The sequence below is a fragment of the Janthinobacterium sp. BCJ23 genome (genome assembly GCF_059617945.1).
On the sequence record NZ_JCAQAW010000002.1, the window covers coordinates 668,951 to 692,101 of the forward strand.

Sequence of the window (23,151 nt, forward strand, 5' to 3'; positions counted from 1 at the left end):
CTTGGTTGAGACCTCAGTTGACACTACAGCGCCGGACAGATGGCCGTCCGGCTAACAATCGAGCACGACGATGTGCCCGCCCTCGCGGCGCCAGCGGCCACCGTCCGGCCCCGGCGTTTGCGCCGCCTGCCTGAGCAGGCCTGGCGCCACGCTGCGTGCCACTTGCAGCAAGGCCGTTTCCACCCTCGCCCTGGGCGTGCGCGCGTCCGTGCCGCCGTCCTGCGCCAGCGCCGTATTGACGGCATCGATCAGGTGCACGACCTGGCGCGCCAGTTCGAATTCCTTGTCTTCCGGGCTCAATCCTTCCAGTTCCATGCCGAAGATGCCGGCCGCGCGCCGCTTGAGCGCCTGCGGCGAACCGCCATGCAGGGGCAGCAGGGGCGCCACCACCTTGCCCAGCAGCTGGCGCAGCGGCCCTTCGAACGGCGTGCCGCGCACTTGCTGGCCCGCCGCCGTGGCACCCAGCTGGCGCGCCAAAAAGCCATCGAACTGGGCCGGCGCCTGCAATTCCAGCAACTGCGCCGCCAGTGCCAGTTCATCTTCCTGCTGCAAAGGCAGCATGCCCGGCGCTTCAGGCAATTCCATTTCGGGACGATAGGCGAGCAGACGGCTGGTCATGGCAGACTCCGGCAACAAGGGAAGGCACGCGGCCCATGCCCTGTTATCGCAAGGGCCGTGCCAGCAAGGACAAGGGAGAGGAGCGGGTAGCGGCGAACGGCGTTTCGCCGATAGCGTAAAAACCATGGTTTCCGGCGAAGCTGTTTTCGCTCTGTCCATGAGCTTTCAAACAAGCTTAATTCGATGAAATTGATTACGTCGCCTATCCGCCACAATGGCCGCGATCGGCAAAAAATATTTTTTATTTTCAAACAGTAAAGTTCGCTCTACAGCTTCAAAAACAACCACAACATCACGCCAACGTCCGGCAACTGAAAACGTAGCCAACACGTAAATAGTTAATTGAAAACAGGATTTTGGTAGCTAAGGCCTACAATTAACGGGCTAGAATTTGATTGCCTGAAAGAAACTTAATGACTGATCCTACTTTGCGCCGTTTACTGGCCATCACATTGTTCAGCCTGCTTTCCGCCTGCGGCGGTGGCGGCGACAGCAAAACCGGCTCCATCCAGAACCCGGACGTCTCGGTCGTGCCGCCAGCGAACGACGCCTCCGACAGCTCGGCGGGCGATACCATCCCGCCTCCCCCCCTGACCACGCCCCCAGCCAGCCGGACGGCCGTCACCTTCACGCGCCAGGAAGCGTCGCGTTTCCTGGGCCGCGCCACGTTCGGGCCCAATATGGCCGCCATCGACGCGCTGGCCGCCAGCGACAGCGAAGCGTGGTTCCGCGCGCAGTTTTCCAAGCCGCAAACCTTGCACCGGAAATATATCGACGCCATGCTGGCGACGCAGGCCGCCGGCGGGCAAGCGGTCGGCTTTACGGGGATGTATGAAACGTTCTGGCAGCAGGGCATCCGCGGCGAGGATCAATTGCGCCAGCGCATGGCCTTTGCCCTGTCCGAAATCTTCGTCATTTCCATGCAGAACGAGTCCGTGCGCCCAAGAGTGCGTGGCGTGGCCAGTTACTACGACATGCTGGGCCAGCATGCTTTTGGCAACTTCCGCAATCTGCTGGAAGGCGTGGCCCTGCATCCGATGATGGGACTGTACCTGTCCCACCTGCGCAACCAGAAGGAATCGGCGACGCGCACGCCCGATGAAAACTTCGCCCGCGAAGTGATGCAGCTGTTTACCATTGGCCTGTACCAGTTGAATGCGGATGGCAGCCTGAAACTGTCCGGTGGCAAGCCCATAGACACGTACACGCACGATGACGTGGCAGGCCTGGCTCGCGTCTTTACGGGCTGGAGCTGGGCCGGTCCGGACCAGAGCGACGCGCGCTTCTATGCCAGCACGACCGACCCCGACCGTGACTGGAAGCCGATGCAGAACTACGCGGCCTTTCATTCCAGCGGCGACAAGCGCTTCCTGGGCCAGAGCATCTCCGGCGCCAGCAGCGGCCAGGCCGACCTGAAACTGGCGCTCGACACCTTGTTCAACCACCCCAATACGGGGCCGTTCTTTGCCCGCCAGCTGATCCAGCGCCTGGTCAGCAGCAATCCCAGCGCCGCCTACGTGGGCCGCGTGGCAGCCGTGTTTGCCAACAATGGCAGCGGCGTGCGCGGCGACATGCAAGCCGTCATCCGCGCCGTGCTGCTCGATCCGGAAGCGCTGGCCCCAGGCGGCACCACCTTGCGTACGGGCAAGCTGCGCGAACCGCTGCTGCGCCTGGCTGGCTGGATGCGCGCCTTCGATGCCAAGCCGGCCAGCGGCCGCTACACTCTGTATTACCTCGACGACCCTTTGAGCGGCCTGGGCCAGAGTCCCTTGAATCCATCCTCCGTGTTCAGTTTTTTCCGCCCCGGCTATACGCCGCCCAACTCCGCCCTGGCCGGCGCGGGCCTGGTGGCGCCGGAACTGCAGATCACGGCTGAACCATCGGTGACCGGCTATCTGAACTTCATGCAGGAAGCCATCAACAGCGGCGTGGGCGACGGCCGCGCCATCAAGCCCGACTACACGCGCGAACTGGCGCTGGCCGCCGACCCGGGCGCCCTGCTCGACCGCATCAACCTGCTCCTGATGCATGGCAGCATGCCCGCCAGACTGCGCGGGCAAATCCTGACCGCCGTCAATGGCATCAGCATCCCTGCGGCCACGGCCAGCAATGCCGCCCAGGTAGCCGCCGCCCAGGCCAGCCGCGTCAAGCTGGCCATTTTCCTGACCATGGCCTCGCCGGCCTACCTGGTACAAAAGTAAGAGCGATCACATGCAAAACACCCCATTTTCCCGCCGCCGCTTCCTCGGCTCCATGCTGAGCCTGGCCGGCACCACGGCCGCCCCCTTCGCCCTGAACCTGGCCGCCATGGGCAATGCCGCCGCGCAATCGGCCGGCGACTACAAGGCCATGGTCTGCCTGTTCATGGCAGGCGGCAACGACGCCTTCAACACGGTGCTGGCCACCGATCCCACCTCGTGGGCTGAATACACGCGCTTGCGCAACACGGGCGGCGGCGATTCCATCCATCTGCCCGATGTGGGCCAGACGGGCGGCGTCTTGCCCATCGTGCCCGCCACCGCGCAAACGGGCCGCGCCTTCGCCCTGCATCCCCAACTGGCGCCCCTGAAAGGCCTGTTCGACAATGGCCGCGCCGCCATCGTGGCCAATGTGGGCACGCTGATCCAGCCGGCCACCCTGGCGCAATACAAGGCGGGCAGCGTGGCCTTGCCACCCAAGCTGTTTTCGCACAACGACCAGCAATCGACGTGGCAGTCGGGTTCGCCGGAAGGCGCCACCGTGGGCTGGGGCGGCCGGGTGGCCGACGTGGCCGGCTCGCTGAATACGAATGCCATGTTTACGGCCATTTCCGCTGCGGGCAATACCGTCTTCCTCAGCGGGCGCCAGGTGCGCCAGTTCCAGGTGGGCCAGGCAGGCGCCGTGCCCATCCGTGGCATGAGCGGCAGCCTGTATGGCAGCACGGGCGGCGCGGGCGCGCTGCAAGCCATCATCAACGAGGCGGGCAGCGACCTCATCGAACAGGAACACGTGGCCGTCGTGCAGCGCGCCATTTCCAGCCAGAGCGTACTGAGCGGCGCCATGCTGGCGGCCGGCACGGGCGGCGTGCCCAATCCGCCGCCCTACATCAATCCGAACACGGGCGCGTCCGGCGTCAATCCGCTGGCCGTGCAATTGCAGACGGTGGCGCGCATCATCGGCGGGCGCGGCGCCCTGGGGGCAAAACGGCAAGTGTTTTATGTGACCCTGGGCAGCTTCGACACGCATGACCGGCAAAAAGTGCTGCATGGCGACCTGATGGCGCGTCTGGCCCATGCGCTCGCATACTTCGACACAACCCTGGCAGCTCTGCAGGGTGTGGATCTACGGCGCCAGGTGACGACGTTTACGGCGTCGGACTTCGGCCGCACCTTCAGCAGCAACGGCGATGGCACGGATCACGGCTGGGGCGCCCACCACTTTGTCGTGGGCGGTGCCGTGAAGGGCCGCGACATCTATGGCGCCTTCCCCGTCACGGGCGTCGGCCATGCGCTGGACGTCGGTTCCGGCGCCCTGCTGCCGACCACGTCCGTCGACCAGTACGGCGCCACCCTGGCCAAATGGTTCGGCGTGGCCGACAGCCAGCTGGCCGAGGTGTTCCCGAACATCGGCAACTTCAGCCGGCGCGACCTGGGTTTCATGACGGTGACTTAACCGTTCACGGCGATCACCAAGGTGGCGACGTAGCCATCGGTGGCATTGCCCGTCACCGTGGCCATCTGCAGGCGGGTGCCGTCGCTGAAAACGTTGTCGCTCGCATAGCTGATCTGCGCCAGGTTGCGCACGCTGGCCGTGTAGCCGCTGGCCGCGTAGGCCTCGTTCAAGGTTGCCATCGGGAACGTGAATTGCGAGGTCTTGATGCGGTTCGAGGCAGAGGCCGCCCTGGCCAGGCTCGGGTAGACCTCAAGATGCACGTGCGGCATGCGTCCCGCGTAACAGCCGGGAAAGATGGTCGTAAAGCTGAGGTTGCCAGTACTGTCCGTTTCCTGCACGCCGCGCAGGTAATTTTGCGCCGTGACGCCGCTCGAATACAGTGAATACAGGCCGTCGCGGTCGCAATGCCATACATATACGGCGTAGCCGGCCAGGCTGACGCAGCCGCCGCTGGCGTTGAGCAACTGCAATTGGATGGTCAGTGGCACGCCCGCCGCCACACCGGTGGCGCCATTGAAACTGGCGCGGATATCGCCGCGCACGACGCCCGACTGGTTCAGCACGTTGACGATGCTGCCGCCATGCGTGTTCGTGCCATCGGCCGGATAGGGCCCGCCCGTTTCTTCGGGGATCACCGTGCAGGCGCCCGTGGCGGGTGTCGCCAGCGTGCCCGTGCTGGCGCCGTTGCCGGCCGCCGTGGTGCCGGCGGCCGAACCGCCGCCGCAGCTGATCAAAGGCAAGGTGGCGGCGCCGGCCAGCAGCCAGCGCAGCACTTGCCGCCGTTCAGCCGCCTGCCGGCGCATCATTTCGAGGTCGGATGCCAGACCGTGATCATGTAATTCCATATATATTCCATCAAATGGGGCAAGCCCGCCAGGGCGGGGCTCAGGCTGGCGCACAGGTACAACACCTGCGTGGTCCGTCGCGAAAGCGCCTGGATGCGCATGCTGGCTATCCCTGTGCTCGCGCCGGCCGCTTACTCGGCGCGCTCAAGGTGGCGCGGGCCCTGGCGGCCGTCGTGCCGCTGCTGCGCCTGCTGGCGCTGTTCCGGGGTCAGCACGGCTAGCAATTGCTGCTCAAGGCGCGCATGGGCGTAGGTGGCGGCAAAAACCTTGTCCTGCTGTGCTTCGTTCAGCCCGATGCCATGCAGAAACGGCGGCAAGCCGGGCGGCGGTCCTGGCTGGGCCAGCGCCAGCAAGGGCATGCTGCAGGCGGACAACAGCAACAGGGATAGCATGATGCTCAGGTATTTCATCGGGATTTCCTTTCGTAACGGTCAGCCCTGATTGTCGGCGCCTGGCGTGTAAAGCAACGTCAGGGCCGCGTAAAAGCACGTAAAGGAAGGGCAGCAAATGTAAGCGAACGTGTGTAAAAGCGGGTAAAACCACGCTGAACAGCGCCTGTTGACTGCTATCATCGGACGATATTCACCCGAAAAAAGCACAGGCATGAGCAAGGTTTTGTTAATCGATGACGACGTGGAACTGGTCGGCATGTTCCAGGAATACCTGACGCAGGAAGGTTTTGACGCGCGCGCCGTGCATGACGGCGAAAGCGGCGCGGCCGAAGCGCTGACGGGCCTGTACGCGATCGCCATCCTCGACGTCATGATGCCGCGCATGAATGGCCTGGAAACCCTGCGCCGCATCCGCGCCGGCAGCAACCTGCCCATCCTGATGCTGACGGCGCGCGGCGACGATACGGACCGCATCGTTGGCCTGGAGCTGGGCGCCGACGATTACGTGACAAAACCGTGCACGCCGCGCGAGCTGACAGCGCGCATCCGCGCCATCCTGCGCCGCGCCCAAGCGGCGCCGCACGATGCGTCGGGCCTCGCGCCCCTGACCGTGGGGCAACTGACGATGTGGCCCGAACAGCGCCGCGTTGCCTGGGCCGGCGCGCACCTGGAGCTGACGAGCACGGAATTCAATTTGCTGGAAGTGCTGGTGCGCCATGCGGGCAAGCCCGTGAGCAAGAATCAATTGTCGGAACTGGGTCTGGGCCGCCCGATGGCCCGCTTCGACCGCAATATCGACGTGCACTTGAGCAGCCTGCGCCGCAAGCTCGGCAGCCTGGCCGACGGCCGTTCCTGCCTGCAGACCGTGTACCGCCTCGGCTACCAGCTGATCAAGGAGTAAGCGTGGGCCGTTTGTTCTGGAAGTTTTTTCTGTGCATCATGCTGGCGCAAGTGACGGCCACCATCGGCATCGGCGGCACCTTCTGGCTGAAAAACCGCGCCGCGCAGCAGGAGCGGGCCCTCGACATCGACACCAGTCCGCCCGCGCAAATGATCATCGAGGCCGCCAGCGCCACCCTGGAAGCGGGTGGCAGCCAGGCATTGCGGCAATTCCTCGGCAAGCTCGAACGCATGCGCGTATTTGCCGTCGATGCCAAAGGACAAGAATTGATGGGCCGCACGGTGCATGCCACCATGCTGGCCAAGGCGCGCGCCATGCTGGGACAGGGAGAGGGCCAGGCCCATCCCGTCGTGCGCGACGCGGCCGGCAGCGACGGCAAGCGCTACCTGCTGTTCCTGCCCTCGTCCGAACGCTTCCGCAATGCCGAGGCGGGCGCCGCGCGCGACACGCTGAACGCCGTCGCCATGAGCGGCCCGCGCGCCATGGGACCCGGTCCGCAGCCCCACGCAGCGGGCGCGCCGCCGCCGCGCGGCGAATTCAGCCGCGGCCCGCCCCCGCGCATGGACACGCCCTACCGCACCTTTATTCCCCTGGCCGCCGCCATCGCCGCCAGCCTGCTGTTCTCTTTCCTGCTGGCCTGGTATTTTGCGCGCCCCATCCGCGACCTGCGGCAGGCGTTCGAGGCCGCCTCGCACGGCAACCTGGCGCCGCGCTTTCAGGCCAACGGCAAGCGCGGCGATGAATTGACGGACCTGGGCCGCGATTTCGACCGCATGACGGGCCGCCTGCGCAACCTCATGGATAGCCAGACGCGCCTGCTGCATGACGTCTCGCACGAACTGCGCTCGCCGCTGGCCCGTTTGCAGGCCGCCATCGGCCTGGCGCACCAGCAGCCGGAAAAGATGGCTGCCTCGATGCAGCGCATCGAACGCGAAAGCGAACGCATGGATAAACTGATCGGTGAGTTGCTGACCCTGTCGCGGCTGGAAGCCGGGGCCGGGCACACGCACAGCGAAGACGTCGGCATCGCCGACCTCGTGCACGACATCGTGGACGACGCCCGCTATGAAGCGCGGGCGCGCCAGCTGGACATCGCGCTGGCGGGCGACGCGGCCATGGCCGACGCCAGCGTCACGGGCCAGCCCGAATTGCTGGCGCGCGCCGTGGAAAACGTCGTGCGCAATGCCATCAAGCACAGCCCCGATGGCGGCACGGTGGAAGTGGATCTGTCGCGCCAGACCGGCTGGCTGCGCATCGCCGTGCTGGACCGGGGCCCCGGCGTGGCCAGCGCCGATCTGGCCCGCATCTTCGAACCGTTCTTCCGTGCCAGCAATACCCAGCACAGCACGGATGGCCACGGCTTGGGCCTGGCCATCGCCCAGCACGTCATCAGCGCCCATGGCGGCCGCATCGGGGCCAGCTTGCGCAGCGGTGGCGGCTTGTGCGTGGAAATGCTGCTGCCCGTCAAAACGCCAGGCTGACCTGTCGGCGAGCCTGGCGTCTTATTTGTGATGTGCTGTTAGGCCTGCGTATCGATGATGCTGCCCAGGGTCGACGCGCTTGACCTGGCCGGGCTGGCCGCCGTCTCGGCGCTGCCGGCCGTCTGAGCATCCTGTTGCGCCGCCTGTTGTGCGGCCGCCGCTTGCAACTGAGCAATCTGCGCCTGCAAGGCCTGGATTTGCTGCGCCAGCTGCTGCTGCAGCTTTTGCGACGCCTCCGTCTGCTCGCCCTTCTGCGATTCCGTCAATTGCTTTTGCGCCGCCGTGATCTGCTTTTGCAGCGCCGCGATCTGCGAGCCGCTGCCCGTACTGGCGCTACCGGCCGCGCCGACTGCGCCGCCCGAACCGATTGCCGCTACCATACTGCCTCCTCAGTGTTTCGATACCAAGGTTAACGGCAGGCATGGGGCGCGGAACTAGTGCGGCCGGTGTAAAGGCAGGTAAAGGCATGTAAAGAAGGCGGTCACCCCGCCCTGTGCCGCAATCAGGTCTTCGGCAATGTCACCCCGACCTGGCCCTGGTATTTGCCGCCACGATCCTTGTACGACGTTTCGCACACTTCATCGGACTCGAAGAACAGCACTTGCGCCACGCCTTCGTTGGCGTAGATTTTCGCCGGCAGCGGTGTCGTGTTGGAAAACTCCAGCGTCACATAGCCTTCCCATTCCGGTTCGAACGGGGTGACGTTGACGATGATGCCGCAGCGCGCATAGGTACTCTTGCCCAGGCAAATCGTCAGCACGTTGCGGGGAATGCGGAAATATTCCACGGTACGGGCCAGCGCAAACGAGTTCGGCGGGATGATGCAATAGCCCTTGCCCGACACGTCGACGAAATTGTTCGCGTCAAAATCCTTGGGGTCGACGATGGTCGTGTTGATGTTGGTGAACAACTTGAACTCGTCGGCGCAGCGGATGTCATAGCCATAGCTGGACGTGCCGTAGGAAACGATGCGGTTGCCGTCGCGTTCCTTGACCTGGCCCGGTTCGAACGGCTCGATCATGCCCGTTGTTTCCGCCATGCGGCGTATCCATTTATCGCTTTTAATCGTCATCGCAGGGGTATCTTTCTAGAATATCGGAATGGCTGGGGCCGCACGCCTGGTGCAGGCGCGGCCCGGATGGCAGGATTTTACGCGAAAATCCGCCGCTGTTGGCCCCCATCCCCTGAAAATCCTCGGCGATATTCTATTGTTTCGCCAGCAATGCCGTGATCATCTCGCGCACCACTTGCGCCGTCAGCTCCGGGTTTTCCATGGGAAACAGATGGCCGCCCGGCACCTGGCGGAAGAACTTGCCGACCAGCTTGCGCGTAGCCGTCAAGCCCGCCTGGCGGCATTCCACCGATTCCGTGCCGCCAATAAAGCCGATGGGGACAGGAAAACCGTCCTTGACGAGGCCGCCGATATGGTGCGGCAAGCTGCGATACACCTGCGTTTCCACTTCCCGCGTAAAGCGCAGCTGCACCCCTTCCGGATGAGGAACCAGACCGCTGTTGATGTAGTCGCGCAACACCTGCGGCGCCCAGATGGCGAACATGTCCTTGGCCGCGAAGTGCTCATACGCGGCTTGCGCATCGGGCCACAGCTTGCGCCGCCTGGCGGAAAAACGTGACGGCGAGAAGCGCTCGCCCAGCGCCGTGTTGCGCGCCAGCCGCACCAGCAAGGCGCGCCAGCCCGCCACCACGGGCGAATCGAGCAAGACCACGCAGCGCACGAGGTCGGGACGCTGCTTGGCCACCATCACGCTGAGCATGCCGCCGAGCGAGTGGCCGACGAGGATCACGGGGCCGCTGTAGCGGCGCTCGAGGTCGTCGATATACTCGCGCACCAGCTCGGGCCAGCCCGTGCTGACGGGGTATGCGGGGTCGTGCGCATGCATATCGAGCGCCTGCACGGTGTAGTGCTGGCCCAGCAAGCCGAACAGCTTGCGGTAGGTGCCGGCAGGATAACTGTTGGCGTGGGCAAAGTGCAGTTGCGGGAGGGTCATCGTGGGGCGGTGCCGGTGAATGCGATAGGCAATTGTAATGGCATGCCGGCAAGACGGATCAGAGGAAGGCCTCTAATTGCCCGTGCGCCGGCGCCATGCCGGGCACGAACGAGGCCAGCACTTCGCCCAGCTCGGCCATCGATTCGACTACACAAAATGCCCCATCAAACGCATGCTCGCGGTTCATGTGATTGCGCACGATGATGCATTCGAGCCCCGCTGCATTGGCGGCGCGCAAGCCGCGCGGCGAGTCTTCCACGGCCACGCAGTCGGCGGCGGCCAGGCCCAGGCGCTGCAAGCCCAGCTCGTAGCCGTCGGGCGCCGGCTTGCTTTCGCCATACATTTCACGCGTTAGCACGAAGTCGAAGTGCTTCAGCAAGCCCGTGGCCGCATGGCTGATCCGGAAATGCTGTTCGTAAGCACTGGTGACCACGCCCATGGCCACGTGCGGACGCAGCGCCGCCAGTACTTGCCCGATGCCGGGCATGGCCAGCCGGCGTGCCTGGCGCAAGCGTTCGGCAAACAGCTCCGTGCGCTCGGCCCGCAGGCGCTCGACCAGTTCGATCTCGTGGCCTTGCCCCAACAGCAGGTGCCAGGCGCCGTAGTTATTGTCCAGGAACCAGTCAAAGAATTGCTTTGGCGTCAGGTCTATGCCGTAAGGCAAGAGCAAGTCGCGGTTGCTTTCGTAAAACAGCTGTTCGGTATCGACCAGCACGCCATCGTTGTCCCACAGCACGCCCTGGATGGTTTTCATGGCTTGTTGTCGCTCTTGTTATCTATCAATACTTACTTGAAGAAGATGTCGTAGGACAACTTGACGATCAGCAGCACCAGCAACACGAGGAAGAGGATGCGCACGAAGGCGGCGCCGCGGCGCACGGCGATCCAGGTGCCCGTCAAGGCGCCCAGGATATTGCATACGGCCATCGGTGCGGCCACCGCATACACCACGTGGCCGGCGGGAATGAAGAAGGCCAGCGCGGCCACGTTGGTGGCGATATTCACCAGCTTCGAGCAAGCCGAGGCAAGGATGAAATCGAAGCCGAAGACGCGGATGAACAGGAAAATCAAAAAGCTGCCCGTACCTGGCCCGAACAGGCCGTCATAAAAGCCAATGGCGCCGCCGATGACGATGGCGAGGATGCGTTCGCGCGGACCGATGGGACGCGCTTCGCGGGTCGTGCCGAAATCCTTCTTGATGAAGGTGTAGATGGCCATGATGATGATCAACACCAGCACCATCGGGCGCACCACTTGCTGCGGCACGTAGGACACGGCCGCCGCGCCGATGAAGGACATGACGAAGGCGCTGGCCACGGCCGGCAGCACCAGCAGCCACGGGATATGCACCTTGCCGACAAACGAACGGGCGGCAAACGTGGTGCCGCAGGCGGACGCCAGTTTATTCGTGCCCAGCAAGGACGTCGAGGCCATGTTCGGCATCAGGTTGAACAGGGCCGGCAGCTGTATCAGTCCGCCCCCACCCACGGCGGCATCGATGAGGCCGGCAAAGAAGGCAAATAAACACAGCAGCGAGATGGTCAGCATGATAGGCAATATGGAATGATCGACAGCGGCAGTATAGGCGCCGTGGATTTTTTCGGATGCAACTTCAAATTGCGGAAAACGCAATCAGGCGTAACGCTTGACGGAATGCGCCCCATGCGGTCTACTGGCCTCTTTTGCCGGGAGTCACGATGTCGATGAAACTGATGTGGGAGATCCGCGCCTTCTGCACCGTGGTGGAAAAGCGCAGCTTCATCCACGCGGCGCGCATGCTGGGGCGCTCGCCGTCGGCCGTCACGCGCGCCATCCAGTTCCTCGAGGAAGCCATCGGCGCCGAGCTGATCCTGCGCACGCAAAAGCAGTTCACCCTGACGACGGCTGGCGAAACGTATTACGCGTCGGCCAAGCACTTGCTGGAAACGCAGGCCGAGGCGGAAGACCAATTGGCTGAGCTGAGCAACTCGCCGCAAGGCTGGGTGCGCCTCTCCGCGCCGGAAATTTTGTCGCTGGGCTTCTTGCCGAAAGTGGTAGCGCAATTTTCGCGCGACTACCCGAACGTCTCGGTGGACATCCATTTCTCGGACAAATCGATCGACCCCATTCAGGAAAAGCTCGACTTTGCCATCCGCGGCGCCTTTCCCCAGTCGAGCGAGCTGATCGGCTACCCCCTGTGGAATTACCGCCGCTACATGTACGCCTCGCCCGACTATATCGCCCGCATGGGCGCGCCCGAGGAACCGGAAGAGCTGGCCGGCCACGACATCATCATGCACTCGGCCCCCCGCATCCTGCGCGACTGGCATTTCGTCTCCGGCGAACGCAACGTGCGCTACCAGGTGCAGCCGCGTTTCCGCTTCACGTCGGGCATCGCCACTTTTCAAGCGGCCTTGGAAGGCGCCGGCATCGTGCGCCTGGCCAGCTGGCTGGCGGAACCCGCCGTGGCCGCCGGCACCCTGCGCCGGGTTTGCACGGCCTACCGGCTGACGTCGTCAAAGGAGCTCGATCCCAGCATCCATGCCGTGTATGGCACGTCGAGGATGGCCAAAGGAGCGCGACTGTTTCTCGAATATGTGCGGCAGCGGGGGCTGGAAATACCGGACGAGCGGCATGGCTGACGCTGCGCCGATGAATGGCGGCTATGGCTTGATGCGAACAGAAACAGGGGTTTTCAAGACCCACGCCACATCATAAATCGGCGCCGTGCCACGAAACGATATCGCGATGAGCTCCAGCGGCGTCACCGTGCCATGCGCGATAAAGGTTTCCACATAGCCGTCGGAACCCACATGGTGATAAGCCACCTCCTTCGCTTTCGCCAGCGGCGCCGGCCCGACACTGACCTGCCCCTGAAAGCGAAAAACCAGCACGCAGCCGGTTCTTTCCGCCTGCGAAAGTGCCCCCTGCAATCCCTGCGACAGCGTCACGTAGGCAAAAGCGCCTTGCAGCTGCCGCTGCTTCACTATGGCCTCGGCGGTTGGCACGTCCGTTACATGATACAAATACGGATGCTGCAGGCGAACGGCGTCTGCTTGCCGTCCCTGCAAATCATATGACAGCGTCTTCGACTGCTTGCTTTGGGAACGGATCCGCGCCTCAAAGCCGATCGCTGGCACGGCCGCCTTTTTCTTCCAACTAAACCAGCCCATCTTTATCCTTTCAGAATAATCCAGGCAGCTCCCGGGCTGCCTAGCCTGCCAAGCCATGACCGATATATACCATTAATGCAGCAGCGTCCGCTAGCGCCCATGCCAATACCGCGGCCGGCTGGCCCGATACCGCGTCACGTCGATATTGCCCCCGAACTCCAGCACCACCGCCCCCGTCACATCCGTGCGCAGCCGGGCAATGCCCATGTCGCCATAGCGCGCATACACTTGCGGCTTCGGATGTTTATAGCGATTCCTGTGTCCCACCTGGAAAATCGCCAGACTGGGATGGACAGCACTCAAAAATGCCGGCGTCGAGGACGTACCGCTGCCGTGATGGGGCGCCAGCAGCACGTCGGCCGCCAGTTCCCCCTCGGCAGAACGGGCCAGCAATTGGGCCTCCTGCGCCGCCTCGATATCGCCGGCCAGCAAGATCGAGTGCTTGCCAGCCGTGATTTTCACGGTGCAGCTGCGGGCGTTTGGCTTCAGGGCAATATCCGTGTGACTGGCGGGCAATGGGTGCAGCATGGCGAAGTGCACGCCTTCCCAGGTCCAGCTCTGGCCCGCCGTGCAGTGCAGATAAGGCCGGTGCGATTCCCGCTGGAACTCGACGGCCGGATGGCCATCGAACAGCGACGAGGCCAGCCAGCCCACCTGCACGTTCTCGAGCAGGGACATGGCGCCGCCCGCGTGATCGAGGTCGCTGTGGGAAATGATGACGCCGTCAAGTTTGGCGATGCCGCGTGCGCGCAAATAAGGCACGATGACCCTGCTGGCGCCATCGGAATCGAGGCTGTAGGCGGGTCCCGTGTCGTACAGCAGACGGTGGCCATGCGTTTCCACCAGCACAGCCATGCCTTGTCCCACGTCGAAGGCCGTGATCCACATGTGACCCTGTGGCGGACTGGACGGCAAGGCCGTCAGCAGCGGCAGCCAGCCCAGCATGCCCGCCCAGCGGTGTGGCCATCCGCGTGGTGCCAGCAGCCATGCCGTGCCAAACAAGGCCCAGCAAAAACTCCACATTGGCGGCGCGGGCGCCGTCCACACGGCAAAGCGGCGCGCGCCCAGCCATTCGAGCACCTGCGCCAGCATCTGCACGATGGCGTGCGCCAGCAGCAACAGTCCATCGGACAAAGGTGCAGGCAGCAGGCTGCCCGCGAGCGACAAAGGCGTGACGACCAGGCTGATGACGGGAATGGCCAGCGCATTGGCCACGGGGCTGACCAGCGACACCTGCGAGAACAGCAGCATCGTCAACGGCACCAGCCCCACCGTCACCACATACTGCGTGTGCGCGCCCAGCGCCACGGCCGCGCGCAGGCGGCGCCAGCGGCCAGCCTGCGGCGGCATGGGCGCCGTGGTGCGGCCCGCCGTCGCGTACAGCATGGTGGCGACGGCGCCGAACGACAGCCAGAAGCCGGGCCACAGCACGGCCCACGGGTCAAGCAGCACAACGGCGCCCAGCGCCAGGCACAGCACGTGAACGATGCTGGTGATACGCCCCAGCCACAGGGCCAGCGCCACCACCAGCAACATATATAGAGTGCGCTGCGCTGGCACGCCGAAGCCGGCCAGCAACACGTACAGGAACGCGGCCAACGCGCCGGCCAGCGCCGCCACCTTTTGTGCCGGCAGCCGCAAGGGCAGTTGCCAGTCGGTAAAGAATGAACGGCGCCACAGCGCACCCGCGCCCAGGGCGAACAGTCCCGCGATCATGGTGATGTGCAAGCCGGAAATCGAAATCAGATGGCTGACGCCCGTGCGGTTGAACACTTGCCAGTCCGACTGAGGAATGGCACGCTGGTCGCCCACCACCAGCGCCACGATCACCCCCGCGTACTGCTTGCCTTCCAGGCTGCGGGCGATGCGTGCGCGCAGGGCTGCGCGGCTGGCCTCCACCACGTTGCCGAAGCCGGGCACGAAGGCAGTCACGCGCGCGTTGGGCGTATCCGCGCGCGGCTGCGGCCGCACATAACCGGTGGCGCGCACGCCCTGCTCCAGCAGCCACGCCTCGTAATCGAAACCCATGGGATTCGCATTGCCGTGCGGACGCTGCAGCCGCACCGTGAGGCGCCAGCGCTCGCCCGGCTGCACGTCGCCCACGGCGTTCGTCACTGCATCGCGAAAACCCGCATACCAGGACAGGGCGATCAAGGGAGGCACCTTCGCCCCAACCGCCTTTTCCACGGCAAAGTTGAAGCGCACGCCCTGCTCGAAGCGGTAGGGCAAGCTGGCAATGGTGCCCGTAACAACGATGTCCTGCCCTTCGTCAGCCAGCGCCAATTGCGGCGCCATGGCCGCCTGGGCCAGCCACGCAGCCCAGTAAAAGCCGAGGCCTACGCCAGCGGCGAGCGCAACAACGCAGCGCCAGCGCGCGTGGCGGCGCAGCGCCAGACTAGCCGTCAACCCTGCACCAGCAATCACCCACAGCAGCGTGCCCGCGTGCGGCGGCAAGCTTGCCTGCGTCTGCAACCAGGCGGCGCCAGTGGCAAAGCCGAGTATCAGGGTGCGCATGGGGAGGCAGAATCAAGGCAGAATCAGCTCGCGGCGAAAAGGGCTCAGCTACTGTGATCGCTTTCGACTGTTTGCCGTCTGATCTGGCGCAATGATGCCAAGGATAGAAGTTCAGTATGCCATCCGGCACCACCGCAGGCGAAACTTCCCCCATGCTAAGATGGCCATCCGGCGCCTGGGCGCCGCCACTTAGCGAACCTGGCATGACCCCACTGACAGCAGCCGAGACCTATTTGCAAGACTTTCACCAAAGACAAGTCGGCGCGACCAGCGCCGCGTTTGCCCACCTGCCGGCCAGTTCGCCTGCCGGGAGTTGGGCTTCGTCCTACGAAGTGTTGACCAGCCTGGTACCGGCCGTGGACACGCCCTTGACCGTACTCGACCTGGCCTGCGGCGATGGCCATCTGCTGGGTTTGCTGGCAGCGCGGCAACAGGCGCAGCTGCAACTGCTCGGCATCGACATGAGCCAGGGTGAACTGGCTGCCGCGCGCGCCGCCCTGCCCCCGTCCGTGCGGCTGCTGCATGGCCGCGGCCAGACGCTGGAACTGCCATCGGCCAGCGTCGATTATCTCGTCTCGCACATGGCGCTGATGCTGATGGACGACATCGAACAAGTCATGCGTGAAATCCGCCGCGTGCTGCGTCCCAATGGCCAGTTCGCGGCCATCGTCGGCCGCACTTTCCTGCTGGGCGAAGTCAACGACGTTTTCATGCGCGTGTTCAAGCCGATCGCCAGCACCGAGCTGCCGCCGCTGCGCTTTGGCGACCGCCGCACAGGGTCCGAAGCGGGCTGGCGCGAACTGCTCGATGGCGCGTTTGCGGACGTCGAATTCGACGACATCGACGTACCATGGACGCCCACGCCGGATGAACTGTGGACAGCCCTGCTGGATACCTACGACATCGACCGCCTGGACGACGGCGCCAGGCAACGCCTGCGCAACGCGTTCATGGACGCCTTGGCCCCGCTGCAAACCGGTGACGGCTTGATCGCCACCGGCTGGGGGCTACGCGCCGTACGCGCACGGGCGGCCTGAACTGCCATCGTCGCCAGTGACTGCCCGCGTCACCGGCAACAGGCCGCGATAGTGGCTGCCACGGCGCGCAGCACTGCTACTGTCCATTGCAGGTTTGCTGGCAGGCGGACCGTTCGGCGTTGCACTCTGCTTGAGCTGTACCGCCAGCAATGCAAGCACGCCATTCGGCAGCACAAGCGCTAGCGCAGCTTGCAAAGGCTGGCGTCGCAGTCACAGCCAAACCGAGGCCGGACGCAAAAAGAAATGCAGCGAGCTTTTTATTCATGGTGTTCTCCCAAAGTCGGATGGCTGATGAATCCCTGCGCGCGCCATCGACTGGCGCAGGGCCACATACACAAGTATGTCGGGTGTCATCGCAAGCTGGCAGAGCGTCAGCGCGAAGTGAAAAGTTCTGCGGCCGCCAGCAGATACTGGAGCACCGCCAAATCAAAGCCGTTCATATAAACGCGGCGCGTCCCGGCCGATAGCCAGACCAGCAGCCATAATAATGCCGCGCCTCGCCGTCAATTTCCGATATGTTGAAAACATGCCAAAATTTCCCTGGCGAAATCTGAGGCCATGATCAGCTCACCATTATTAATTGTCAAGACAATTCAATTCATTTCGTACTATCGGATAATTTCTCGCGCAATGAAAAATACGGTCGCAATAAATCGATAGAATGGGAAGGTTCGCTCAGTCATGCTGGCTACTGCTGGCGCATGGGAGCGCGACGACAACGACTCACTGCCTGGCAGACGCAAGAAAACAATCTGCTCGTGATACGAATATCATCACTGTGGATATCAATAGAAACTTACTCTTTGTCATTATCGGCAGTTAAATCTTCATAATCAAATTCACAGAATAAAACAAACTTAATAAAAATACATTCGCGAAATTTCCAAGCGAATAAAATTCATAAAAGAAACTGATAAACACAAAGAACCAGATACCACGCTCCGTGCTCAAGCAAATTGAATTCGACATTATGGAAACGCCGGGCTCAATGCCATTCAGTTTTTTATCCGGGCCATGGAAGCATCACTTTAAAAATCAGCGTTTCCGCAACAGCCACTCCGTGCGCTGCAAAAAATCTTTGCCCGGCGCACGGTATAATCGGCCTCGCTTACTTCAACACCCAGGCACGACATGACTTCCTCCCCACTTCCTCCCGATACTTCCACCGATATTTCCGACAGCAGCGAAGACAATAACGACGCCACCCTCGTCGCGGAACTGGGGGAGCTGGCCGAGCATATCCGTCTCGTCAAGATGGAAGGCCGCGTCTTCGTACGCTTTTCCGGCGTGGTCAAGGCGGGCCACCTGGTGGTGCCGTATGCGCTGGTGCCCGCACAGGGCGTGCTGGCGCGACCGGCCAAGTGGCGCAAGATGGACCGCGAGGCCAAGCTGGCGCTGGTGCGCGAACGGGCCAGCGCGGCCGTCTTCGAGGAGCTGCGCCAGCACGTGATCGATTTCGTCGCCGATATCGCGGGCCTGAGCGAGGACGTGGACACGGACCCGATGGTTTTCCTGCACACCCTGGCCGACATGCAGACATCCGAGCCGGCGGGCATGGTGTTCGACCGCATCCGCCAGCGCTTCCATCACGCCATCGAACGCCAGCAGGAAGAACAGCACGCGGCGCGCACGCGCCAGAGCATCAACCTGGCCGAATACCCCGCCTCGTTCGAGATGGCGCGCCGCCTGCCGCGCCGCTTCATCGCGCTGCTGGGTCCCACCAATTCCGGCAAGACGCACCGCGCCATGGAAGCGCTGGTCAAGGCAAAGAGCGGCATCTACCTGGCGCCCTTGCGCTTGCTGGCCCTGGAAAACTACGAGCGCCTGCAGGAAGCGGCGGCGCACGGCAAACCGCTGGCTGTGAGCCTGATCACGGGCGAGGAGCGCCGGGTCGTCGACGGCGCCACGCACGTGGCCAGCACGGTGGAAATGCTGGACACGAAAACCGTCGTCGAAGTAGCCGTCATCGATGAAATCCAGATGCTGGCCGACCCTGATCGGGGTGCCGCGTGGACGGCGGCCGTGTGCGGCGCGCCGGCTCACACCGTGTATCTGGTAGGAGCTCCCGAAGCGCGGCGCGCCATCGAGGCGCTGGCCGAGCGCCTGGAATGCCCGCTGGAAGTGCACGTATTAAAACGCATGGCGCCCTTGTCGATGGAGCCGACGGCCGTGCGCAAGGTGCGCAACCTGCGCCGCGGCGACGCCGTCATCGCCTTTTCGCGCCGCGAAGTGCTGATGTGGCGCGACATGATCACGGAAACGGGGCTGTCGGTGGCCACCGTCTACGGCAACCTGTCGCCCGAAGTGCGGCGCGCGCAGGCGCAGCGCTTCCGCGACGGCACGGCCGATATCGTCGTCGGCACGGATGCGCTGGCGATGGGACTGAACATGCCGATCGCGCGCATCGTGATGACCACCTGCGTCAAATACAATGGCCGCGAAGAGGAAGAGATTTCAGCCGCGCTGGCGCGCCAGATCGCCGGGCGCGCTGGCCGCTACGGCGTGCATGAAGAGGGCCTGGTGGCCGGCTACGACAACGAAACACATGAAGTGATGCGCGCCCTGCTGAAGGAAAAACTGCACCCGCTGAACACGAGCGGCTTTGCCGTGGCGCCGTCGCTCGAACATCTGCACCGCATTTCATCGGTGACGGGCGAACTGTCGCTGTCAAAACTGCTGCGCCGCTTCATCCACAATATCGACGTGCCGGACGGCTTCTTCTTCCCCCGCATCACGGAAGACCAGAAGGAGCGCGCTGTCTGGCTCGACACCCTGCCCCTGTCCGTGGCCGACAAGTTCACCCTGTCGCTGGTGCCGATATCGAGCAAGGTGCCGTCCTTGCAAACGGCGTGGGAACACTGGGCGAAGAATCTGTCGCAGGGAAAAGTCAGCACCCTGCGCCAGCATGCGTACGGCGGCGGCACCCAGAATCTGCAGCAGGTGGAAGACACTTGCCGCTACTACTCGGCGTATGCGTGGCTCAGCTACCGCCTGCCCGAATTCTTCCCCGATATCGCCGTGGCGCAAAACCTGTCGCGCGATGCGTCGGAGCGGGTCGATTCCATCCTGCGCGCGCACAATGCAGCGTCGCGGGGACGCTCGAAGAAATTCAGGTAAACGTCAACGAAGTGGCCAGAACCAGACCTCGCCACAATCCCAGTAGCATTCGGTGCCGCACACCTTCATGCCGATGGAGGGCAGCAGGATGTCGATATGCCCACCGGCGCCACCCAGGTAGCCGGGAATGCGGAAGAAGGCGACGAGGCCCTGGCGCTGGCCGATGCCTTCGATGGCCGCATTGGCAGCGAATTTTTCGGGCGCGCCAAACATCGACGGGCTGGCCAGCATGTGCGCGAGCTTGGCCTGTCCCGGTTCGATCAATGCACCCTTGAACGGCCCTCTGCGGATGGCCATGCGGCCCTTGAGCTGGACGCCGGCCTTGATCAGGGCCAGGCTGACGCGGATGGCGCAGGTGTTGGCAAAGCTGTCCTTGCCGATCAAGTCTTCCCAGCCGATTTCGCGGAACAGGGCCGCCTGGTCGACGGCCGCCACGCTCGAGTAATTTTCACGCAGATTGATAAATGCAGGTTTCACGCCAGCCTCCCGTCGTCCCTGGTCGACAGGGAACATCAGGCCGATTGTAGGACGATGCAGCAGCGCCGCACTGAGCGAGGTCAAGCGTAAGCCGACAACACCTGTAACGCCAACAATGATGTCGGATTACGCGCGGCGTTGCCCCGCTAATCCGACCTACACGTACGAAACCGGTGAAAATTACGGTTTGCCCGGCGCCGCATAATGCAGTTTCAGCACTAACCCATTATGGTCGTCGGCCATATAGATATCGCCATCCTGTCCCAGTTTCACGTCGACGGGTGCGCCCCTGCCCTGCTTGCCCTTGCGCTCCCAGTTGCTGATCAAATCGACGGACTTGCCCAGCGGCGCACCGGCCTTGTCGGGCAGCAGGGCCACCAGGCGGTGGCCATTGCTGCGGTAGCCGTGGTAGCCGATGATCAGGCTATTCTTGTACAGCGCCGGGAAGCGGCTGGCAGTGTAAAAGGTCATGCCCAGCGGCGCGGCGTGGCCTGGCAGCAGGCGCTCGGGCGCCGCATATTGGGCGTCGCAAGCCGTCTTCGGATATTCAGGACTGGCGACATTGTCGTCGTAGCAGTACGGCCAGCCGTAGTGCCGGTCGGACTTGATCAGATTCAGTTCCTCGTGCGGCAGGTTCTCGTCGCTTTTCAATTGCGGCATGGCGGCCTGGATGGCGTCGCGCGAGTTTTCCGCCTGCCACAGCTCGCCCGTCGCAGGGTGAAAAGCCAATGCCATCGAGTTGCGTAAGCCGCGCGCATGCGTGCGCCAGCTCGTCACCGTGCCGGCCGGCCAGGCCATCGTGTATTCGCGGATGGCGCCCAGCGCTTCCAGTCCCTCCGCCGAAGGACAAGCCTTGGCCGGATCGGGCGCCTTGCCATCGTTCTCGCAATGGTCGGTGCTCGAGCCCACGTTCACGTACAGGTCGCCCTTGGGGCTGAAGCGCATATTCGTCAGCAGGTGCAAACCGAGGCCCGGCAGGCGCGGCGTCTTGGCCGTGCCGCCGATCACGTCGGTGAGGGTGCGCTTGGTGTCGCGCAGGTCGAAGCGGAAGATGCGCCCTACTTCGCCCACGTAGACCATGCCGTCCGGCCCCTGCACGATGCCGTTCGGGCGATCGAGTTTGTCGAGCAGCAGCTTGCGCTCGTAGCCGCCACCGGCCGCCTTGGGCTGCAACAGCCACAATTTACCCTGATTCGGCGCCCATCCCACCATGTCGGTGACGAGGATGTCGCCATTCGTCAGCGGCAGCACGCCGCGGGGGAATTTTAGGCCGTCGGCCAGCACGGCCACGCAAAAGCCGGCCGGCGTGGCGACGTCGAGGCGCGGCAAGCCATCGCACTGGGCGCTGGTCGCCGCCATAACGGGAGCGAACGCGCCGGACAGGCAAGCGGCCAGGATGATCTTGTTGTTCATTGTGGTCTCATTCCATCAAAGGTAATCGGGGCATCACGGCGCGCGCGTTGGCGCTGGTGGCAATGGCCACGTCGGCCAATGCCAGGCCGCGCAGTTCGGCCAGCACGGCGCCGATGCGCGGCAATTCTTCGGGGCTGTTGCGGCCAGGGTGCACCCAGGCCGGGGAAATATCGGGCGCGTCCGTCTCCAGCACGATGGACGCCAAAGGCAATTCCGTGGCCATGCGGCGTATCTGCAAGGCGCGCGTAAACGTCATGGCGCCGCCGAACCCCAGCTTGAAACCGAGGTCGATATAGCCCTGCGCCTGCTGGAAGCTGCCATTGAACGCATGGGCGATGCCGCCGTTCGGGCGGATCTGGCGCGCGTGCTTGAGGACGATGTCCTGCGAGCGGCGCACGTGGGTGAGTACGGGCAGGTCGAAGTCGCGGGCGATTCTCAGCTGCTCGCGCAAAAAATGCTCCTGCTTGGCGCGCATGGCCGGTTCGCACAGCATGGGAATGAAGAAATCGAGGCCGATTTCGCCGATGGCGACGAAGCGCGGGTCATTCATGGCCAGCGCCACGGCCTCGCGCAGCGCGATCAAATCGTCATCGGTGGCGTGCGGCACGTAGATCGGGTGGATGCCCAGCGCATAGCAGGCGTTGGGCGCAGCTACCGCCAAGTCGCGCACGATGGCTAAATTGGCCCGTTCGACGGCGGGAATGACGATCATGCCCACGCCCTGCTGCTGCGCGCGCGCCGCCACCTGCAGCGATTCGCTGCCGAATTCATGCGCGTCGAGGTGGCAGTGCGTGTCGATCCACAGCATGGCGGCTCCTTAATATTGGTACGGTTGCAGCCCTTCGTCCGTCAGGCGCAGCACGCGGTCGCAGCGCTTGGCCAGTTCGATATCGTGCGTGACGATGACGAAGGCCGTGCCCAGGGTGCGCGACAGTTCCAACATCAGGTCGAAAATCTGTTCGGCCGTGGCGTGATCGAGATTGCCCGTCGGTTCATCGGCCAGCACGCAGGCCGGCTGCGTGACGAGGGCGCGGGCCAGGGCCACGCGCTGGCGCTCGCCGCCCGACAATTCACCGGGCGTGTGCGTGACCCGCTTGGCCAGGTTGACGCGCGTGAGGATCTGCTGCGCCAGCTCGGTGGCGGGTGCGCGCTTCATGCGCCGTATCATCAGGGGCATGGCGACGTTGTCGAGCGCGGAAAACTCGGGCAGCAGGTGGTGGAACTGGTAGACAAAGCCCAGCGAGGCGTTGCGCAAATCGCCGCGCGCCTTTTCGCTGAGATTGGCGAAGTCCTTGCCCAGCAAGGTGACCTTGCCGCTGGTGGGCGTATCGAGGCCGCCCAGCAGATGCAGCAGGGTCGATTTGCCGGAACCGGAGGCGCCGACGATGGCGACGCGTTCGCCACGGTGAACGTCGATATCGATGCCGGCCAGTACCTGCACCTTGTAGCTGCCCTGCGTGAAAGTCTTGCCCAGGCCGCGGCAGGAAAGGACGGCGGAATCGGCGGAAGCGCCGTTGGAGGCAGGTTTGTTCAGATCGGTCATGGTA

The 23,151-nt window shown here is 63.8% G+C and carries 21 protein-coding genes; 7 read left to right on the forward strand and 14 right to left on the reverse strand.

Annotated elements, in window-relative coordinates:
* Nucleotides 1–51: 51 nt before the first annotated feature.
* The gene (locus AC54AG_RS09055) at nt 52–618 is read right to left on the reverse strand and encodes a hypothetical protein (RefSeq protein ID WP_152546519.1); all 567 of its coding nucleotides are present in this window, start codon (nt 616–618) and stop codon (nt 52–54) included.
* 413 nt (nt 619–1,031) lie between these two features.
* Between AC54AG_RS09055 and AC54AG_RS09060 the strand changes: the two genes are divergently transcribed.
* Complete coding sequence (locus tag AC54AG_RS09060) at nt 1,032–2,819, forward strand: DUF1800 domain-containing protein (protein WP_496630100.1); 1,788 nt, start codon at nt 1,032–1,034, stop codon at nt 2,817–2,819.
* A 10-nt stretch (nt 2,820–2,829) separates the two neighbouring features.
* Entirely contained in the window at nt 2,830–4,269 is a 1,440-nt protein-coding gene (locus tag AC54AG_RS09065; protein WP_034755498.1) for a DUF1501 domain-containing protein, read from the forward strand.
* Here AC54AG_RS09065 and AC54AG_RS09070 read toward each other — a convergent pair.
* Entirely contained in the window at nt 4,266–5,114 is an 849-nt protein-coding gene (locus AC54AG_RS09070) for a dioxygenase family protein (RefSeq protein ID WP_034755497.1), read from the reverse strand. The two genes, AC54AG_RS09065 and AC54AG_RS09070, sit on opposite strands and share 4 nt — an antisense overlap.
* Before the next feature lie 131 nt (nt 5,115–5,245).
* A complete protein-coding gene (locus AC54AG_RS09075; RefSeq protein WP_034755494.1) occupies nt 5,246–5,524 on the reverse strand; it encodes a hypothetical protein in 279 nt (92 codons plus the stop codon).
* A gap of 193 nt (nt 5,525–5,717) precedes the next feature.
* On the opposite strand from AC54AG_RS09075, the gene AC54AG_RS09080 reads away from it, so the two are divergent.
* Complete coding sequence (locus AC54AG_RS09080) at nt 5,718–6,407, forward strand: response regulator transcription factor (RefSeq protein WP_070302760.1); 690 nt, start codon at nt 5,718–5,720, stop codon at nt 6,405–6,407.
* A gap of 2 nt (nt 6,408–6,409) precedes the next feature.
* Entirely contained in the window at nt 6,410–7,888 is a 1,479-nt protein-coding gene (locus AC54AG_RS09085; protein WP_219329889.1) for a sensor histidine kinase, read from the forward strand.
* Nucleotides 7,889–7,926: 38 nt separating this feature from the next.
* On the opposite strand, the gene AC54AG_RS09090 is transcribed toward AC54AG_RS09085, so the two are convergent.
* From AC54AG_RS09090 to AC54AG_RS09110, 5 genes are all read right to left on the reverse strand, one after another.
* Complete coding sequence (locus AC54AG_RS09090; protein ID WP_331776360.1) at nt 7,927–8,268, reverse strand: FlxA-like family protein; 342 nt, start codon at nt 8,266–8,268, stop codon at nt 7,927–7,929.
* A gap of 122 nt (nt 8,269–8,390) precedes the next feature.
* Nucleotides 8,391–8,960 (reverse strand): dCTP deaminase, encoded by a 570-nt coding sequence (gene dcd / locus AC54AG_RS09095; RefSeq protein ID WP_034755486.1) that lies wholly within the window; start codon nt 8,958–8,960, stop codon nt 8,391–8,393.
* A gap of 133 nt (nt 8,961–9,093) precedes the next feature.
* On the reverse strand, nt 9,094–9,894 hold the full coding sequence (locus AC54AG_RS09100) for an alpha/beta fold hydrolase (RefSeq protein WP_331776359.1): 801 nt from the start codon (nt 9,892–9,894) through the stop codon (nt 9,094–9,096).
* A 58-nt stretch (nt 9,895–9,952) separates the two neighbouring features.
* The gene (locus tag AC54AG_RS09105; protein WP_331776358.1) at nt 9,953–10,648 is read right to left on the reverse strand and encodes an HAD family hydrolase; all 696 of its coding nucleotides are present in this window, start codon (nt 10,646–10,648) and stop codon (nt 9,953–9,955) included.
* A 32-nt stretch (nt 10,649–10,680) separates the two neighbouring features.
* The gene (locus tag AC54AG_RS09110; protein WP_034756294.1) at nt 10,681–11,442 is read right to left on the reverse strand and encodes a sulfite exporter TauE/SafE family protein; all 762 of its coding nucleotides are present in this window, start codon (nt 11,440–11,442) and stop codon (nt 10,681–10,683) included.
* Nucleotides 11,443–11,591: 149 nt separating this feature from the next.
* Here AC54AG_RS09110 and AC54AG_RS09115 point away from each other — a divergent pair, with 149 nt between their 5' ends.
* Nucleotides 11,592–12,515, forward strand: a complete 924-nt coding sequence (locus AC54AG_RS09115) for a LysR family transcriptional regulator (RefSeq protein WP_331776357.1) — start codon at nt 11,592–11,594, stop codon at nt 12,513–12,515.
* A gap of 21 nt (nt 12,516–12,536) precedes the next feature.
* Here the strand turns inward: AC54AG_RS09115 and AC54AG_RS09120 are convergent, their stop codons facing one another.
* Complete coding sequence (locus AC54AG_RS09120) at nt 12,537–13,046, reverse strand: hypothetical protein (RefSeq protein ID WP_331776356.1); 510 nt, start codon at nt 13,044–13,046, stop codon at nt 12,537–12,539.
* Between the two features lie 90 nt (nt 13,047–13,136).
* Nucleotides 13,137–15,560, reverse strand: a complete 2,424-nt coding sequence (locus tag AC54AG_RS09125; protein ID WP_496630101.1) for a DNA internalization-related competence protein ComEC/Rec2 — start codon at nt 15,558–15,560, stop codon at nt 13,137–13,139.
* Between the two features lie 203 nt (nt 15,561–15,763).
* Here AC54AG_RS09125 and AC54AG_RS09130 point away from each other — a divergent pair, with 203 nt between their 5' ends.
* Both AC54AG_RS09130 and AC54AG_RS09135 read left to right on the forward strand, forming a co-directional pair.
* Nucleotides 15,764–16,597 (forward strand): class I SAM-dependent methyltransferase, encoded by an 834-nt coding sequence (locus tag AC54AG_RS09130; protein WP_331776354.1) that lies wholly within the window; start codon nt 15,764–15,766, stop codon nt 16,595–16,597.
* A 1,131-nt stretch (nt 16,598–17,728) separates the two neighbouring features.
* Nucleotides 17,729–19,714: a helicase-related protein gene (locus AC54AG_RS09135; RefSeq protein ID WP_331776353.1), complete on the forward strand. Its 1,986-nt coding sequence runs from the start codon at nt 17,729–17,731 to the stop codon at nt 19,712–19,714.
* A 3-nt stretch (nt 19,715–19,717) separates the two neighbouring features.
* Here the strand turns inward: AC54AG_RS09135 and AC54AG_RS09140 are convergent, their stop codons facing one another.
* From AC54AG_RS09140 to lolD, 4 genes are all read right to left on the reverse strand, one after another.
* Nucleotides 19,718–20,191: a T6SS effector amidase Tae4 family protein gene (locus AC54AG_RS09140; RefSeq protein ID WP_331776352.1), complete on the reverse strand. Its 474-nt coding sequence runs from the start codon at nt 20,189–20,191 to the stop codon at nt 19,718–19,720.
* 180 nt (nt 20,192–20,371) lie between these two features.
* Nucleotides 20,372–21,604, reverse strand: a complete 1,233-nt coding sequence (locus AC54AG_RS09145) for a PQQ-dependent sugar dehydrogenase (RefSeq protein WP_496630102.1) — start codon at nt 21,602–21,604, stop codon at nt 20,372–20,374.
* 7 nt (nt 21,605–21,611) lie between these two features.
* Nucleotides 21,612–22,409 carry a TatD family hydrolase gene (locus AC54AG_RS09150; RefSeq protein ID WP_496630384.1) on the reverse strand — a complete coding sequence of 266 codons (798 nt, stop codon included), beginning with the start codon at nt 22,407–22,409 and terminating at the stop codon, nt 21,612–21,614.
* Nucleotides 22,410–22,421: 12 nt separating this feature from the next.
* Nucleotides 22,422–23,147: a lipoprotein-releasing ABC transporter ATP-binding protein LolD gene (lolD, locus tag AC54AG_RS09155; protein WP_034788536.1), complete on the reverse strand. Its 726-nt coding sequence runs from the start codon at nt 23,145–23,147 to the stop codon at nt 22,422–22,424.
* Nucleotides 23,148–23,151: the final 4 nt, after the last annotated feature.